A 16,928-nucleotide genomic window follows, 5' to 3' on the forward strand; every position below is an offset into this window, starting at 1 on the left:
TTTTCTTTGACAAGAAAGTTAGTTGTAAAGCGTGCAGGGTGACGCAGTTTTTCTTATGAGTGTTGAATTTATGAGAAAAAATCGCGCAGGTTTGTGCCTGCGCGGGGGGAAGTTATGATTTTTTCGCGTAGTAGATAGAAAATTTATTGGTCTTATTTAGCGTCTCGCAATTATTAAACGCCCGCTCGATAATTGGTGGGTATTTTAAGAAGCTATTCGCGACAATCACCATTTCACCGTCTTTGGTTAGATATTGTGGTGCCTGGCCCAACAAGGTTTCCGCTGCGTTGTAATTTGTGTCTAAACCACTGTGGAATGGCGGGTTGCTGATAATAAAGCGGTAGTCTTTTGCGGTATCCGAGTATATATCTGATGCAAATACGCGTCCGGATAAACCATTCGCTTCTAATGTGGCTTGGCTAGAAGTGATCGCATAAGCATTAATGTCACACATCTCAATCGCGATCTCTGGATTCGCTTTCGCCATAAACGCACCGAGCACACCTGCACCACAACCAAAGTCGAGCACTTTGCCCGACAGCTTAGGTAAGGTTTCAAGCAGCAATCGGCTACCTAAGTCGAACTCGCCATGGCTGAATACGCCAGGTAGGCTCTTAACCGCTAGCGACTGCTCACCGAGTGTAACAGTGTAAGACTTAAACCAATCTGCTTGGTTGAAAGGTTTTGGTTCATTGAGGCAATTACCCCAGTAAAATGAGCAGCGACGAGCAGAGTCGTACTTGTTCACAGGGCCGTATTCTTGGAACATCTTCTCGATGCTCTTGATGCCGGAGCGGTTTTCACCAACGATGACGATTTCGGTGTTAATGCCCAGTTTCGCCATCAACATCGCCAGCAAGTATTCTGCTTCAGCTTTTGCCTTTGGCCAGTATAAAAGGACCATGTCTGCTTTTGTTTCAACATCAAACACAGAGCCAAAATGACTTTTCACTTTGTCAGAGGTTTGAATTTGGCGGTAGTAGCTATAGTTGGAAGTAAACACTTCAACAGACTCACAATGAGCCACTAACTCAAGAGGAAATAGGTCTTCAACTTCACCAGCGACTAAAACGTGTTTTCCGTTGAAGTATTCAAGTTGGCGCTGAGCTATTTGGCTAGGAGCGATATAAGCAGACATAAATTTGGTTCATCAGAAATAATTTGGGGCAGATTTTCGCACAATCTGCCCCAAGCTTGAAGTGATTAAGCGGTGACTAGCTGTTGTCTTGTTGGTTAAGGAAGTCTTTGAATTCTTCCTCGTAGATATTAAACAGTACCATGGTCACGGCAAAAATAAGTGGGCCGTAGATAAGACCAATCAAACCAAACAGATGCAGACCACCCAGTAATGAGAAGAAAATCATAAGGGTATTCATGCCGGCGCTGCCTTGCATTAGCAACGGACGCAATAGGTTATCTATAGAGCCAACGACAACTACACTCCACACCGTCAAGAAGATAGCCCAAGTCATATCGCCTGTTAAGAACAAGTACGCTGCTGCAGGAATCCAGATTAGTGCGGTTCCTACCACTGGAATGAATGATGCAAAGCCCATCATTGTTCCCCAAAATAACCCAGGGAAGCCGGCGAGCCACATACCGATACCGCCAGCCAGACCTTGAGCAATCGCTGTCATGAATGAGCCCATTACGGCTGATTTAGAAACTTGCTCTATCTCTGTCAATATGCGGTCTTCTTGGCTACGTGAGAGTGGCAGGATATGACGAATCGCAGAGATAATTTTGTCGTGGTCACGAAGCAGAAAAAACAGCACAAACAGCATTAGGAAGAAGTTCATTAGGAAGTTGGTTGCGTCTCCTAAAATCTTTGCGCTGATAGCGACTAAGTTAGAGCCAAACGATGTGGCAAATTGACCAATTTTCTCAGCAATGGCTTTGGGCTCGATTTTATCAAAAGGTAAGTACTCATTAACAATCGATAAGCCTTTGATAACGAAAGGATGTTGGAATATATCTTGGATGCCACCATTGGTAACCCAATTATATGTATTTTGTGAGAAAACAGAGCCTTGCTGAACAATGGCGGCAAACACAAATAAAAGCGGGATAACAATAATAAACGTCAAGACGACACATGACAGCAGTGCCGCCATATTGGGGTGCTTGGGAATTTTCTGCTCAAACCATTCGTGTATCGGAAACATGAGCAAAGAAATGATAAAAGCCATCACAATTGAATTGATATATGGCTCAACCAATAAGTAGCAAGCAAAAGCAGCGGCGAGTAAAGCAACCATTAGTACTCGGTGACTCGACGTTATTTTTACATTATTTGGCATGGTATTAGTCCAACTTACAGGTGACGTTTACGGTTTATGCCTTCAATGATGGCGTGTAACCTTTATTACTTTGCACTCTTAACTCTTTCAAGCTTATGACAATGCCGAATTAGAGCAGGGCGATGTACCTTGCTATAATGACTACAAATCAGTCGGTTATCAATCAAGAGATGAGCTATGGGTTGTTGCAACGGTGATAAAAAGTGTCAAACCGAGAAAAAAGCTAAGCGAATACCGTGGTTTGGCATTGTCGTTGGGGTATTAGCGATATTGGTTATTTTGAATTGGCAATAAAAAAGGACCGTTACGGTCCTTTTCTAAATGCGTTATCGCCGTTTTTAGCGATTACTTCGCTTCTTCTGCAAGAACAGCAAAACAGCGGTCAGCAGCTTCTAGTGTGGCATCAATCTCTTTTGAACCATGAGCGAGTGAAGTAAAGCTCGCTTCAAACGCAGATGGCGCAAGGTAGACACCGTGTTTTAGCATTAAGTGGAAGAAACGCTTGAAGCGTTCTACATCGCACTTCGTTACGTCTTCGTAGCAAGTTACTTTTTCTTGGTCAGTGAAGAAGAAGCCGAACATACCGCCCACTTGGTTAACAACTAGCGGAATACCGTGTTTTTCTGCTAGAGACTTAAAACCTTCAGCAAGTTGTTTCGTTTTAGAAGCTAGGCGCTTTTCGTTGCCTTCTTCTTTTAGAAGGTTCAAACATGCGTAGCCTGCTGCCATTGCGACAGGGTTACCGGAAAGGGTACCAGCTTGGTAAACTGGGCCTGTAGGTGCAACGTATTGCATCACTTCTTTACGGCCACCGAAAGCACCTACTGGCATACCGCCACCAATCACTTTACCCAGTGTCGTTAGGTCGGGTTTGATGTTGTAGTGTGCTTGCGCGCCGCCTAGAGCAACACGGAAGCCTGTCATTACTTCATCAAAAATTAGTAGCGCGCCTTCTTGATCACAGATTTCACGTAGCCCTTCGTGGAAGCCTTCCACTGGTGGAATACAGTTCATGTTGCCTGCTACTGGCTCAACGATGATACAAGCAATTTCGCCTTTGTTAGCAGCAAATAGCTCGCGTACAGAATCTAGGTCGTTGAATGTTGCTGTTAGCGTGTGTTTAGCAAAATCTGCAGGAACGCCAGGAGAGCTTGGTTGGCCTAGAGTTAGTGCACCAGAACCTGCTTTTACTAGCAAGCTATCAGCGTGGCCGTGGTAACAACCTTCAAATTTCATGATCTTATCGCGACCGGTGAAGCCACGTGCAAGGCGAATCGCGCTCATAGTAGCTTCAGTACCAGAACTTACCATGCGGACTTGCTCCATTGATGGAACAAGCTCAGAAACTAATTCTGCCATCGCGATTTCAAGTTCTGTTGGCGCACCGAAGCTAAGACCGCGTTGCGCTGCATCAATTACTGCTTCGCGGATAACCGCGTGGTTGTGGCCAAGAATCATTGGACCCCAAGAGCCAACGTAATCAATATACGCTTTACCATCGGCATCAAAAATCAGTGGACCGTCTGCTCGTTCGATAAATAGCGGAGAGCCGCCAACGCCGTTGAATGCACGAACTGGTGAATTGACACCGCCAGGGATGGTTTGCTGAGCTTTTTGATACAGATCTGATGATTTGGTCATGGGGTTATCCTCTTTTGATTGCTCGGACCAAGTGGAGCGCATTGTACCTAGCTATAATCAAGTTAGAAACGTTTTGCTTAATTTATGTGTTGTTTCGCAGTGTAATCTTATATATCCGCATCTGTTATAAAGAATCGGCGGCGAATACTTGAACGAGTTTGTCAGGTATTGGATAATCGTCTCAATTAGCACAAATTTGACGTCTTGCTTCAGGCTTGACGCATTACACGAGTGAGAGAGGTCTTCGTGAGCGAAGTAAACGTACCATTATCTTTTTCTGACGCAGCAGCATCTCGCGTTAAAGCATTGATTGCTGAAGAAGAAAACCCAGCATTGAAACTGCGCGTATACATTACTGGCGGCGGCTGCAGCGGCTTCCAATACGGCTTTACTTTTGATGAAAATGTAAACGAAGGCGATACAACAATCGTAAACAGTGGTGTAACACTGGTTGTAGACCCTATGAGTCTGCAATATCTCGTTGGCGGTATTGTTGACTACACAGAAGGGTTGGAAGGAGCGCGCTTCTTCGTAAATAACCCCAATGCAACGACAACATGTGGTTGTGGTGCATCGTTCAGTGTGTAATTAACACCTAACAGGCAGCTAATGGCTGCCTGTGCTTTATGTAGAAGGATGTCACGTAAAGCACACGCTCGCAGATATGCAGAGAAATAATAAAAAGGACTTTATATGTCTGGACTTTCTTTTGGACGCCGAATTGTCGAGCGCCCTTGGCTAGTATCTCTTATCCTCGTCTTACTTCTTGTTGCATGGCTAACCATCGGCCAACTCAAAGCACAAGATGATCATCCTAACTCTTCAACATCCACGAACACGACACCACTTGCAAAGGTGATGTTTGATACTTTTCTTGCCGAACCTACCAGTAAAACCATTGAATTGTATGGACGAACAGCGCCCAATCGTCAAGCGCGTCTTGGCGCCGAAGTTGCCGGTAAAATAGTCAGTCTTAACATAAAGAAAGGCCAAGCGGTCAAACAGGGACAAGTGATCGCAAACATCGATAAGCGCGACCTTGGCATTCAACTTAAACGGGCCCAGGCGATGCTGTTGGTTAAAGAGAAAGAGTTTAATGCAGCTAAATCGCTAAAAAGTCGTGGACTGCAAGGTGAGGTTGCATTTGCGACAGCGCAAGCAGCGTTGGTAGATGCACGTGCGAATTTGAGTAACGTGCAAACGGCTTTAAGAAATACTGAGGTTAAAGCGCCATTTGATGGCATCGTAGATCACCACTTTGTTGAGTTAGGTGATTTTGTCGGGATTGGCGATCCTATTGCGACGGTCATTGATTTGGATACTTTAGTGATTGAAGCCGATGTCAGTGAACGGCATATACAATACCTTAAGGAAGGCCTAGAAGCCGACGTAAGAACCATTAACCAACAGCATCATCAAGGTCGTGTGCGCTACATTGGACGTGTTTCTTCTGCTTCTACTAATACATTTCCAATTGAAATCGAAATTGATAATCAAGACGCAAGAATTCCTGCCGGTATGAGCGCAGAAGTACAGCTGCCGTTGAGTGAAGTGTTGGCAGTAAAGATTACGGCTGCCATGTTAGCACTAGATGAAGAAGGTAACTTAGGTGTCAAGACACTGCGTAATGAGTATGTTGAGTTTGTTCCAATTCAACTCGTTAAGGCCGAGGATGATGGTGTGTGGCTCTCTGGGTTAGGAGAGCGTGCAGACATTATCGTGCTGGGACAAGGTTTTGTGCGAGATGGTGATCAAGTACTGGCCAATAAAGTTGATGACGTAGTTGTTGAAGCGGCTAGTGAGCAGTAAGGAGCACTTATGTACACTCTGATTGATGCTGCGTTATCTCGCGCTCGCACTATGCTGACATTGTTGGTGATGATATTAATTGCTGGTGTCATTACTTACGTCACAATCCCCAAGGAATCGAGCCCTGATATTACCATTCCGATTATTTATGTTTCTGTTGGACATCAAGGCATTTCTCCTGTCGATGCCGAGCGTTTATTGGTTCGCCCAATAGAGCAAGAGTTGCGCTCTATTGAAGGCGTAAAAGAGATGACCTCTGTGGCATCAGAAGGTCATGCTTCGGTGACGCTGGAATTTAGTGTCGGAGTGGATCTTGATAAAGCGATGGCAGATGTGCGTGATGCGGTTGATCTTGCGAAGCCAAAGTTACCAGAGGACAGTGATGAGCCGACGGTAAACGAAGTCACGTTTGCATCTGAAGAGCCTGTTTTGACCGTTGTGCTCTATGGCACCGTACCAGAGCGAACCATTGTTCAGATTGCCAGAACGTTACGTGATCGTTTGGAAAGTTTCCGTCAGGTTCTTGAGGTTGAAATCGCAGGAGATCGCGAAGACATCGTGGAGATAGTTGTCGATCCGCTATTGATGGAAAGCTACGGTCTCGATCAAGCGGACATCTATAATTTAATTGCCTTGAATAACCGAGTTGTGGCTGCGGGGTTTGTCGATACTGGGTATGGACGCTTTTCGGTAAAAGTCCCATCGGTTTTTGATTCACTGAAAGATGTGCTTGAACTACCGATCAAGGTGAATGGCAAAGAGGTGATCACTTTTGGCGATGTGGCGACAGTACGACGTGCATTTCGCGATCCTGAAAGTTTTGCTCGTTTAGATGGCGAATCTGCCATCGTTTTGGACGTAAAAAAACGGGCAGGGGAAAACATCATTGAAACGGTTGAGCTGGTAAAAGAAGTACTGGCTCTGGGACAGAAGCGCGCCGAGTGGCCCGACAATTTGCAAGTTAAATATACTTGGGATCAATCCGACGATGTCAAATTGATGCTCAGTGATCTACAAAACAATATCTTATCCGCAATTATCCTCGTAGTTATCGTCATTATTGCCATATTGGGGGTTAGGACCGCGCTTCTCGTGGGGATTTCTATTCCAGGATCGTTCTTGACTGGGTTGTTGGTGTTATCGGTATTTGGGCTGACGGTCAATATCGTCGTACTGTTTGCTTTAATTATGGCGGTAGGCATGTTGGTGGATGGTGCCATTGTGGTGACAGAGTTTGCAGATCGGCGCATGCAAGAAGGAACGCCACGTAAAGAAGCCTATCGAGATGCAGCAAAGCGAATGGCCTGGCCTATTACCGCATCCACAGCAACCACATTGGCTGCGTTTGCTCCGTTACTTTTCTGGCCAGACATAACTGGTGAGTTCATGAAGTACTTACCACTTACTTTAATTGCTACCTTGGCCGCTTCGCTGATGATGGCTTTATTGTTCGTTCCTGTCATCGGTGGGATCATTGGCAAGCCTCAAGTAGTCAATCAGAAAGCTCAGCGAGAAATGGTGGAGCTGCATAACGGCAACTTTGAAAAAGCGACTGGCATTACCAAGCTTTATTACCAGACTCTGTCGGTAGCGATTCGTCATCCATGGAAAGTCTTACTCAGCGCGATACTGCTAGCGGCAGGTGTCGGCTTCACTTACAACAAAGCTGGCTTGGGTGCAGAGTTTTTCCCTGAGGTGGACCCTGCCTTTTTTACCGTTAAAGTTCGTTCTTATGGTGACCTGTCTATTCACGAAAAAGATGTTGTTATGCGCGAAATCGAGAAGGTGATGCTCGGTCATGACGAGTTTGAAAGTGTCTACACGCGCACAGGATCGAGCGATAATGGGGACGAGATTGGCCAGATTCAAATAACGCCTGTGGATTGGCAGTATCGACGCAAAGTGAAAACCATTATTGAGGAACTAAAAGAGACGACAGACCGCTTTTATGGTGTTGAACTTGAGTATAAATTCCCGGACGCAGGACCGCCTGTCGAGCATGATCTCGTGATTGAAGTGTCATCACGAAATTTGAGTGTTAGTGCGTTAGATGAAGCAGCCAAAAAAGTACGACATTGGGCTGATGGTAATCCTGCACTGACCAACTTGAGTGATACCACTAATAAGGAAGGGATTGATTGGCAAATTGATATCCAGCGAGATGACGCCTCTCGCTTTGCAGCGGATGCTACTTTAGTCGGGAATACCGTCCAGTTTGTTACGAACGGCTTGAAAATAGGCGATTATTTGCCCGATGATGCGGATGAAGAAGTCGATATTTTGGTGCGCTATCCGCAAGATAAGCGCGACATAGGTCGATTTGATCAACTGAGAGTGAAAACGGCAGCTGGTCTGGTACCGATTACGAATTTTGCTCAAATCAAACCAGATCATAAGCAAGACACTATTCGTCGGGTCGACGGTCATCGAGTTATCAATATTAAAGCGGATATGGTGGAAGGTTACAATTTGGCGCTTGAGTTACCTAAGATTGCCGCTGGAATGGAACAGCTCGACTTACCGGAAGGCATTGAATATAAGATTCGGGGTCAAAATGAAGAGCAGGAAAACTCATCAGCATTCTTGCAAAATGCTTTTATTGTCGCGCTTGGTGTCATGGCTTTGATTTTAATTACGCAGTTTAATAGCTTTTATCAAGCTTTCTTAATCCTTAGTGCAGTGCTGTTTTCTACCGTTGGTGTCTTCGCTGGGTTACTTATTTTCCAAAAGCCATTTGGCATCATTATGTCGGGAATTGGAGTGATTGCGTTGGCTGGTATCGTGGTAAACAATAATATTGTTTTAATCGATACTTATAATCAGATGCGTAAACGTGGCTTAGAAAAATCTGAGGCTATTTTGCGTACCGGTGTGCAGCGTTTAAGACCCGTTTTACTTACGACGGTGACCACCATATTAGGCTTATTGCCAATGGTGTTAGAAATGAACATCGACTTAGTTAATCAGAAAGTGGAGTTTGGCGCACCAAGCACTCAATGGTGGTCTCAGCTTGCGACCGCTGTCGCGGGTGGTTTGGCGTTTGCGACTTTGCTAACGTTAGTTCTGACACCGTGTTTGCTTATGCTCGGGAGAGAGCATCACTCCGAACAGTAAGCTTTATCGTGATGATATCGACAAAACAAAAAGGGCAGCTTCGCTGCCCTTTTCAATACCTGGCTTACTTCATTGCTAACAGTTTGCTGTAGCGTTCAAGCTTGTCCATGCTAATTTTCGCGTTTGCCATGAAAGTTTGTCTCGCTTTGCCTGTCAGGGATTTAGATTGTGGCAAATTCACCGTGCGCGGGTTTTTATGGATACCATTCACAAGGAACTCATAGTGCAGGTGAGGGCCAGTTACACGGCCAGTTCCGCCAAGCGTACCAATGGTTTGGCCTTGCTTAACGCGTTGACCAGCTCGTACAGTACGTTTGGTTAAGTGCAGGTACTTGGTAATGTAAGTATTGCTATGTTTAATGAAAACGTAGTTACCATTAAATTTGTTGTAAGACGATTTTTGAACAACGCCATCACCAGCCGCCCAAATCGGGGTGCCCACTGGTGCCGCATAGTCCGTGCCTCTATGAGGACGAACGCGTCCCGTCACTGGATGTAAGCGGCGTGGGTTGAAATTAGACGAAACTCGACGGAAGTCCAACGGCGCGCGTAAGAATGCTTTTTTCATTGCACGCCCATTTTCGTCGTAATACTTGCCACTTTTCTGATCCAATATTGCGGTAAAGGTATCGCCTTGGTTTTTAAAGATCGCAGCAATGATTTTTCCACGGCCGATTACTTCACCTTCTACCACTTCCTCTTGGTAAAGTACTCGGAAGCTGTCGTTTTTACGAATATCTAAAGCAAAGTCGATGTCCCAACCAAATATGCCAGCCAGTTCCATGATTTGGTTACCATTTAATCCAGAAGATATTCCTGCATTCCAAAAGTTTGATTTGATGGTGGCTTCAGCGTAGTTGTACTGGAAGTCGACTTCTTTTTTATCAACTTCAGAAACGTACTTGCCGTCTTTTAATGTGATACGAAAAGTCTCGAACGCGCTTAGTGTTCTTCTTAGCTGCACCAAGTTGTTATTTTCGTCAAAACCAAATTGCAATCGGTCACCAGGTCGAAGCCGAGTTAACTGTTTTTCCACTTCTTTGTCTGATGACACCAGTTCATGTAATAGACGAGCAGAAAGCCCTACGCGACTAAATAAGATGGCAGCACTCTCGCCATTTTTTACCTTGTATGTCTCCCAGCGCAGCACGGCGGGAACCGCAGGCGATGAACTATTTAGTGCACTGAGTTCGAGGGAAACTGGCACAGGATAATGTTGACCAACTTTTAATCGGCTCTGCTGCGGGTCTAGGTCTTGCGGATCAGGTAAAAAGAAGAGCGCGAAGATAATCAGCGCACTAAAAAAACCGATCAATACTTTGTGCAAGAGTGGAAGTCGGACAAAAATCGAATGCATGAGGTACTTGATTGCTAAATTAAACGGAAAAAGTGACAACTACCTAGTCTAACGTGTTTCAAAATGCATCGCTATTCAAGTAATATGTTCAGCTATTATATTTTTGCCAAATCTGTGGGAGTGAACAAGAATGGCGAGCATTGAAGCTGCACTAGCCGAGATTAAGCGCGGTGTTGAAGAGCTGATTCCAGAAGAAGAGCTAATCGCAAAACTAAAAGAAGACCGTCCTCTACGTATTAAATTGGGCGCTGATCCAACAGCACCTGACATTCACCTAGGCCATACGGTTATTTTCAATAAGCTTCGCTTGTTCCAAGAACTAGGTCATGAAGTGACGTTCCTAATCGGTGACTTCACTGCAATGGTTGGTGACCCAACAGGTAAAAACACAACTCGTCCACCGCTAAGTCGCGAAGACGTATTGCGTAACGCTGAAACGTACAAAGAGCAAGTGTTCAAAATTCTCGATCCTGCAAAGACTAAAATTCAGTTTAACTCTGAGTGGCTGTCTGAACTGGGCGCAGAAGGTATGATTCGCCTTGCGGCAAACCAAACCGTTGCTCGTATGCTAGAGCGTGACGACTTTAAAAAGCGTTACGCGGGTGGTCAGCCAATTGCTATTCATGAGTTCATGTACCCACTTCTACAAGGCTGGGACTCAGTAGCAATGGAAACGGATGTTGAATTAGGTGGTACAGACCAGAAGTTCAACCTTCTAATGGGTCGTGAACTGCAAAAGTCTCACGGTCAAAAACCTCAGGTTGTACTGATGATGCCGCTTCTAGTGGGCCTTGATGGCGAGAAGAAGATGTCTAAGTCAGCAAACAACTACATCGGTATCAGCGAAGCGCCAAGCGAAATGTTTGGTAAAATCATGTCTATTTCTGATGACCTAATGTGGAGCTACTACGAGCTGCTCTCTTTCCGTCCTCTGGAAGAGATTGCTCAATTCAAAGCTGATGTAGAAGCGGGCAAAAACCCTCGTGACATCAAAGTATTGCTAGCAAAAGAAATTATTGCTCGTTTCCACAGTGAAGCCGATGCCGATGCAGCAGAGCAAGAATTCGTAAACCGTTTTGCGAAGAACCAAATTCCTGATGAAATGCCAGAGTTTGACTTTGACGCAGGTCGCCCAGTGAGTAATCTGTTGAAAGAAGCAGGCTTATGTCCATCATCGTCAGATGCGATGCGCATGGTTAAGCAGGGCGCTGTGAAGATTGATGGTGAAAAAATTGCGGACAGCAAATTTGCTCCAGAAGCGGGTACTTACGTGTTCCAAGTAGGCAAACGTAAATTTGCTCGTATTACTATTCAGTAATTCATAATGACTGCAAATGAAAGCGTCCGAAGGGCGCTTTTTTTGTATGAAAATTTAGCAAAAACGGCAAAGTAAAACTTCCATACCTGATGAACTTTGCTACTATACTAGCGCTGCCAATAATGGCAGCGCTATTGGAGATTTACATGAACAATACCGACCATCCTCCCAGTCGTTGGGTGAGTAAGATTAAGGGAGCGAAATAGCCCGCTTCGGTATTGGCGATCTCCGCCTTACCTAAGTGGTGAGGCATCTTTTCTAATTTTCTTCTCGTTATTTCCTTCATACATTCTGAATAGACAGTGCATTCGCATTGGTTTTCTCTGTGCATCTTATTTGTTGTCTGACTTTTAGCGTGCAAGAGTGGCTTTTCATGCTTTGTCGATGGTCGTTACCAATGCCAATCGGGAGATTCGCCATGACGGTAATGAACAACACTTTTATTGAAACAACACCAAACTTTTCTGAAGTAGAAATTGGTGCTGCTCGCAATGCATTCTTGCAGTACGAGCAAGAGCAACAAGTCCATTTGCTTACGGTTATGCCGATTGATGAGGCTGTAGGTATTTTACAGCATTGCTCTGTCGGCTATGTGAATAGTCTTATTGCTCAACTTGAGCAAGCAGGTCATGACAAACGCGCACGTCATTATGCTCACCAACTGGGTCTGCATATGTCTGAAGTTGATACACCCGATGGTTATTTATCAACTAGTGTTTTAGGGCATGTAAAACAGCGTATTGGATGGCTCATTGCGCTGGCTCTTTTAGGGATAGTGTCAGGCTTGATCATCGCTCAGTATGAGGACACCCTTAGTCAGCTTGTTTTACTTGCAGTGTACATGCCAGTGATTGCAGCTGCTGGTGGTAACACAGGAACACAAGCAGCAACTTTGGTGATTCGTGCTCTTGCTACTGGAGAGTTAAAAAAACGCCAATGGTTAGAAGTTTTGTGGAAAGAGAGCCGAGTCGCTCTATTTATTGCGCTAGCGATCGCTATCGTGATGATTGGACGCATTATGTTATTTAGTGCAGGACAATCAACAGGAGGCTTTGAACTAACCGATATCGCACTGGCAATAGCAGTTGCGCTGTTCATTCAAGTCACCATTTCTACAACATTGGGCGGGCTGTTGCCAATTATTGCACGAGCTTGCAAGTTGGACCCAGCCGTATTGGTGAGTCCAGTTCTTGCGTCTATCGTCGATATTTCAGGAATGTGGATTTACTTTAACGTGGTGAACTATTTCTTAGGTATTGCCTGACTAAAGTTCACAATGTCATTGTAAAAAAGCTGCTCAAAATGTGTAATCGGGGCGATGACAGGTGTGTTGTCGTCCCGTTTTTCTGGGAAGTAGTCTGAAACAAACTGAACAAAAATGGTGTTAGGTTGACCATTTTTATCCAAGCCATATCCAGCCATATTGTAAGTCCCGTAGATAGAGCCACTTTTCGCGATCAGCTGTCCTTTAATTGGAAGTTTTCGCATACTTTGTCGGTACTTTAATGTGCCGGATTCACCTGATTTCGGCATGATGGCAATCAATTTGAGTTCGTTTTCATGCTTCCAAATATAGCGCAGCATTTCAGCCATCTTGGTCGCGGAGATCCGGTTATTTCGCGAAAGTCCTGAGCCGTCTTCTAGGCGCGCATTACGAATATCAATACCAGTGTTGGCGAAAATGATCTGCTTGATCGCTTCTGTACCGTTAGTAAAACTGCCTGGCTGAACGAAAAATTTAGCACCAAGTGTTTTGGTTAATGTGTCGGCAATCAAGTTGTCAGAGTTTTTGAGCATATCTTCAAGAATGTCTGGTAAGGCCTTTGATTGATGCATTGCGATGAGCTTTCGCTGCTTTTCTGGCGCCGTACCGACCCTAATCTTTCCTGATACCCCAATGTTGAGCTCCTTGAGCAAAGTCGCCAACCTTTGACTGGTGTAACGCTCAGGGTCTTGAACCGCAAATTTCAGTGGCAATGGTTTGTCTCTTTCAACCAAGCACCCTGTTAGCTTGTAGTTGTTATCGGGATTTGCAACTAAACCTAAGTCACAATGACGACTTTTCTTAATGGTTTTAGAAACTGTTTCTACGGTACTTGTGACACGAATAGGTTGATGCTCTGGTACGTAGACCCGCGTTCCACCATCTTTTTGTGTATAGATAGAGGCTTGTACACAGTTGTTATTGAGTGTGATGGTCGATGCCGGAGCGCTGTAGCAAACTCCCAAGATATCCCACGGCCAGCCCACCGCACGGTTATAACCAGTGAATGCGCTGTTATCGAGCCATAGGTCACCGTTAATCCGTTTTAAGCCATTTTTCTTAGCTAGAGTGAGAAGTGATTTTAAGTCGTTGGTTTGGAGTGTTGGGTCGCCGACAAAGTAAATCACTGCATCTGAGTTCGACGTTTCCAGCTTGGTTCGAAACCGGAAATTATCACCCAGTTCTAGCTTTGCGGCTAATGCGGTGACGATTTTTAATGTACTCGCTGGTGGGAACAGTTGTTCGGTAGGATGAACACCGTCAAGCTCAGCATTTTCACTGAGTTTTTCCGCAACTAAACTGATGCGGGCGCCTTCAGGCAACACCTCTTGATGAGGGTACGCTTGTGAAAAAGCAGAAAGTAATGAAGAGAATATGAGTAAGGGCCAACGTAAACGCATAATGATACTTTCTAAGGTGAGTTATGTGATTGAGTATACGCAAGTCCTTTCAATATGCTAGGTAACTAAATAAATGCTTCAAATGTCTTCATGAATGAGACACGAGAGAAAGGCGCGCTGCTTAAAATGAAGTATAAAAAATGCCCGCTTAAAGCGGGCATTCGATATTCTAGTCAAAGACCGGAATTAGAAGTCGTAACGTAGACCTAGAGCTAGCTCGTCTTCAGCATCGATCTTAGTTGCAACTGTTTTGCTAGTGTCAGTTGAACCAAACTTGTCACCTGCATCAATCAGGTTGAAGTTGTAAGAAATGTAACCACGGAAGTTAGGCTTGAAGTAGTAAGAAGCATCAACAGCGAAGTTGTTTGCAGAAGTTTCGTTGTTAGTTTCTGCATTGTTGTATGATGTTGTAAATACTGTTTGGCCTAGAGTGTAAGCACCCGCTAGCTCGTAACCAGTGTAATCAACTGTGTTACTGTTGTTTGAATCTTCCATTTTCTCGCCGTCAGTGAATACACCAGCGAAGTAAAGATCAGACATTGTGTAAGATGCAGCTAGCATGTACTCGTTAGCTTTGTCTTGATCTGCGTAACCAGCACCTAGCTCAAGACCAGTGTCAGCTAGAGCGTAGATTGCAGATAGAGAGTAACCGTCTTGTTTGTTGTCGTAGTACTCACCAGTGTTTTTGTTTTCCATACGATCAGCGAAGCGGTAGCTTGCTTTTACGCTTAGGTTTTCAAACTGGCCTTTGTAAGCCATCATGTTGTCTGTACGGTCTGATACAGCTAGTTTGTCTGCTGCAGAGTTACCGTGGTAAGCCATGATATCTGTGAAGTCAGTGATAACGCCTAGTGCACCTTCAGTTTTACCGTATGCGAACTCACCGTAAGCACCGCCAAGACCAGCGTAAGCAAGACGAGTTTCTAGATCGCTCTTGTCGTCGCCGTCTACAGTACCGTTTTGAGCAGTCTCAAATTCACCTTCCCAGAAACCAACACCGTATAGGTTGTCATTGATTTCTTGTTTACCAAGGAAGTTTAGACGGATGCGAGATTTGTCTTGAGCGTCGCCATCTTTCATAGATAGACGTGCTTCAGCACGGCCGCCCATTTCTAGAGAAGTACCGTCTTGGTTGTAAAGTTCAGCTGCGTTTACGCCAGTTGCCATAGCTGCTGCAGATACAGAAAGAGCAATTAGAGTCTTTTTCATCTTATTTGTCCTAGTTAGCTGTCCATAATCATTGTTGTATGGGGGAGAGGTGATCTCTCACAAGTTGTTGGTCCAAAATTGGCTAATTGAGCGATATAGTTCGCACTTGTAAGCCATTGATCTAACAACTCGCTGGACATGTTTTACTGCTAAAGTTTCCGTATGAGTTAGTAAAATGATATAAATCCCACTGATGAACACTGTTCAATTGTGCGTTGTTTTTATTTAAGTTACTGTTTTTGATTGAAATTATTGGCAATGACATTGGCCTGACATTGATTAGTTTTTATCTTTTTTGAGGTTTTTGGTGTAATGAACAGTGTTGTTTTTCAATAAATTGAGAAGGTGATTCGCCCTAGAACCGCTCTAAAAGTGAGTTATATCATTATGCCGAAAAGGCATAGTCTTGCTGTCTTTCGAATTAAGATGATTTCGTCCGGGAGTTTGTTTACACTAAACGAAATACATCTTTAAGCGCACTACCCAGTCCTATGACAGGGTGGGCTTTTTTTGTCCAAAGACCCATTTGGGCTTGAGGTTATAAAATGGAAAAAGTTCCAATGACACTACGTGGCGAGCAAAAGCTACGTGCAGAACTCGATCGTCTACTTAAACTACGTCCTCAGATCTCAGAGGCAATTGCTGAAGCTCGTGAGCTAGGTGATTTAAAAGAGAATGCTGAATATCACGCCGCTCGTGAAGAGCAGGGCATTTGTGAAGCACAAATCCGTGACATTGAATACAAACTGTCAGTTGCTCAAGTTATTGATGTAACGAAGATGGAGAACACGGGTAAAGTTATTTTTGGTTCAACCGTAACCTTGATTGATATCGACACCGAAGAAGAAAAAACGTACCAAATCGTTGGTGATGACGAAGCCGATATCAAAGCAGGTCGCATTTCAGTGAGCTCACCTATTGCTCGTGGCCTGATTGGCAAGATGGAAGGCGATGAAGTTGCTATTCAAACTCCGGGTGGCGCGAAAGACTTCGAAATTGACCGAGTAGAATATATCTAGGTCGTTTGGAGTAGCATTACTGCCCTGATAAAACGCAAAAAGGTCGCCTCAGGCGACCTTTTTTCTTCAGCAACGTAAGTAGAGTTACTTACGAGGGATTTCGATTTTACGCTCTTCAGACTGGCGGTATAGCACTAGCACTTTACCAATAGTCTGAACTTTTTCAGCGCCCGTCTCACGTACGATAGCGTCGATGATTAGCTGTTTTGTTTCACGATCTTCCGAAGCAACTTTTACTTTGATAAGTTCGTGATGGTTAAGAGCGATTTCAATTTCTGCTAGCACGGCTTCTGTAAGTCCATTTGCGCCCATTAGCACAACAGGTTTTAAACTGTGAGCTAGGCCTTTAAGGTGCTGCTTTTGTTTGGTGCTTAGGTTCATTACGCGGCCAATTTTCTTTAAAATAAGGGTTGAAAAAAGCTATTTTAACGCCATCTATTGCTGAAGACTATAATTTATTGAGTAATAGGTAGCGCCTATTAAAACAATAGCTCCAA

At 44.5% G+C, this 16,928-nt stretch carries 13 protein-coding genes; 6 read left to right on the forward strand and 7 right to left on the reverse strand.

Annotation, left to right across the window (positions count from 1 at the left end):
• Nucleotides 1-112: 112 nt before the first annotated feature.
• The 3 genes from rsmC to hemL all read right to left on the reverse strand — a co-directional run bounded on the left by rsmC (nt 113) and on the right by hemL (nt 3,941).
• Nucleotides 113-1,138, reverse strand: a complete 1,026-nt coding sequence (gene rsmC / locus R8N49_RS02715) for a 16S rRNA (guanine(1207)-N(2))-methyltransferase RsmC (RefSeq protein ID WP_025768200.1) — start codon at nt 1,136-1,138, stop codon at nt 113-115.
• 76 nt (nt 1,139-1,214) lie between these two features.
• A complete protein-coding gene (locus R8N49_RS02720) occupies nt 1,215-2,300 on the reverse strand; it encodes an AI-2E family transporter (protein ID WP_025768201.1) in 1,086 nt (361 codons plus the stop codon).
• Nucleotides 2,301-2,645: 345 nt separating this feature from the next.
• On the reverse strand, nt 2,646-3,941 hold the full coding sequence (hemL, locus tag R8N49_RS02725) for a glutamate-1-semialdehyde 2,1-aminomutase (RefSeq protein ID WP_186584674.1): 1,296 nt from the start codon (nt 3,939-3,941) through the stop codon (nt 2,646-2,648).
• 246 nt (nt 3,942-4,187) lie between these two features.
• Between hemL and erpA the strand changes: the two genes are divergently transcribed.
• From erpA to vmeK, 3 genes are all read left to right on the forward strand, one after another.
• The gene (erpA, locus tag R8N49_RS02730) at nt 4,188-4,529 is read left to right on the forward strand and encodes an iron-sulfur cluster insertion protein ErpA (protein WP_005380031.1); all 342 of its coding nucleotides are present in this window, start codon (nt 4,188-4,190) and stop codon (nt 4,527-4,529) included.
• 105 nt (nt 4,530-4,634) lie between these two features.
• Nucleotides 4,635-5,750: an efflux RND transporter periplasmic adaptor subunit gene (locus R8N49_RS02735; protein ID WP_005386537.1), complete on the forward strand. Its 1,116-nt coding sequence runs from the start codon at nt 4,635-4,637 to the stop codon at nt 5,748-5,750.
• Between the two features lie 9 nt (nt 5,751-5,759).
• Nucleotides 5,760-8,864, forward strand: coding sequence for a multidrug efflux RND transporter permease subunit VmeK (vmeK, locus tag R8N49_RS02740; protein ID WP_017820415.1), 3,105 nt, complete (start codon nt 5,760-5,762; stop codon nt 8,862-8,864).
• Nucleotides 8,865-8,928: 64 nt separating this feature from the next.
• On the opposite strand, the gene R8N49_RS02745 is transcribed toward vmeK, so the two are convergent.
• Complete coding sequence (locus R8N49_RS02745) at nt 8,929-10,221, reverse strand: peptidoglycan DD-metalloendopeptidase family protein (protein WP_258489272.1); 1,293 nt, start codon at nt 10,219-10,221, stop codon at nt 8,929-8,931.
• A 130-nt stretch (nt 10,222-10,351) separates the two neighbouring features.
• Here R8N49_RS02745 and tyrS point away from each other — a divergent pair, with 130 nt between their 5' ends.
• Both tyrS and R8N49_RS02755 read left to right on the forward strand, forming a co-directional pair.
• Complete coding sequence (gene tyrS / locus R8N49_RS02750; protein WP_017820416.1) at nt 10,352-11,539, forward strand: tyrosine--tRNA ligase; 1,188 nt, start codon at nt 10,352-10,354, stop codon at nt 11,537-11,539.
• 418 nt (nt 11,540-11,957) lie between these two features.
• Entirely contained in the window at nt 11,958-12,803 is an 846-nt protein-coding gene (locus R8N49_RS02755; protein WP_258489271.1) for a magnesium transporter, read from the forward strand.
• Here R8N49_RS02755 and dacB read toward each other — a convergent pair.
• Together dacB and R8N49_RS02765 are read right to left on the reverse strand one after the other, a co-directional pair.
• The gene (gene dacB / locus R8N49_RS02760) at nt 12,782-14,203 is read right to left on the reverse strand and encodes a serine-type D-Ala-D-Ala carboxypeptidase (protein WP_017820417.1); all 1,422 of its coding nucleotides are present in this window, start codon (nt 14,201-14,203) and stop codon (nt 12,782-12,784) included. The two genes, R8N49_RS02755 and dacB, sit on opposite strands and share 22 nt — an antisense overlap.
• A 186-nt stretch (nt 14,204-14,389) precedes the next feature.
• Nucleotides 14,390-15,412 carry a porin gene (locus R8N49_RS02765; protein WP_005380064.1) on the reverse strand — a complete coding sequence of 341 codons (1,023 nt, stop codon included), beginning with the start codon at nt 15,410-15,412 and terminating at the stop codon, nt 14,390-14,392.
• A 545-nt stretch (nt 15,413-15,957) separates the two neighbouring features.
• On the opposite strand from R8N49_RS02765, the gene greA reads away from it, so the two are divergent.
• The gene (gene greA, locus R8N49_RS02770) at nt 15,958-16,431 is read left to right on the forward strand and encodes a transcription elongation factor GreA (RefSeq protein WP_005380065.1); all 474 of its coding nucleotides are present in this window, start codon (nt 15,958-15,960) and stop codon (nt 16,429-16,431) included.
• A gap of 84 nt (nt 16,432-16,515) precedes the next feature.
• Here greA and yhbY read toward each other — a convergent pair whose 3' ends face one another.
• Nucleotides 16,516-16,812: a ribosome assembly RNA-binding protein YhbY gene (yhbY, locus tag R8N49_RS02775; protein ID WP_005380066.1), complete on the reverse strand. Its 297-nt coding sequence runs from the start codon at nt 16,810-16,812 to the stop codon at nt 16,516-16,518.
• Nucleotides 16,813-16,928: the final 116 nt, after the last annotated feature.

The organism is Vibrio sp. 1978 (genome assembly GCF_033344345.1).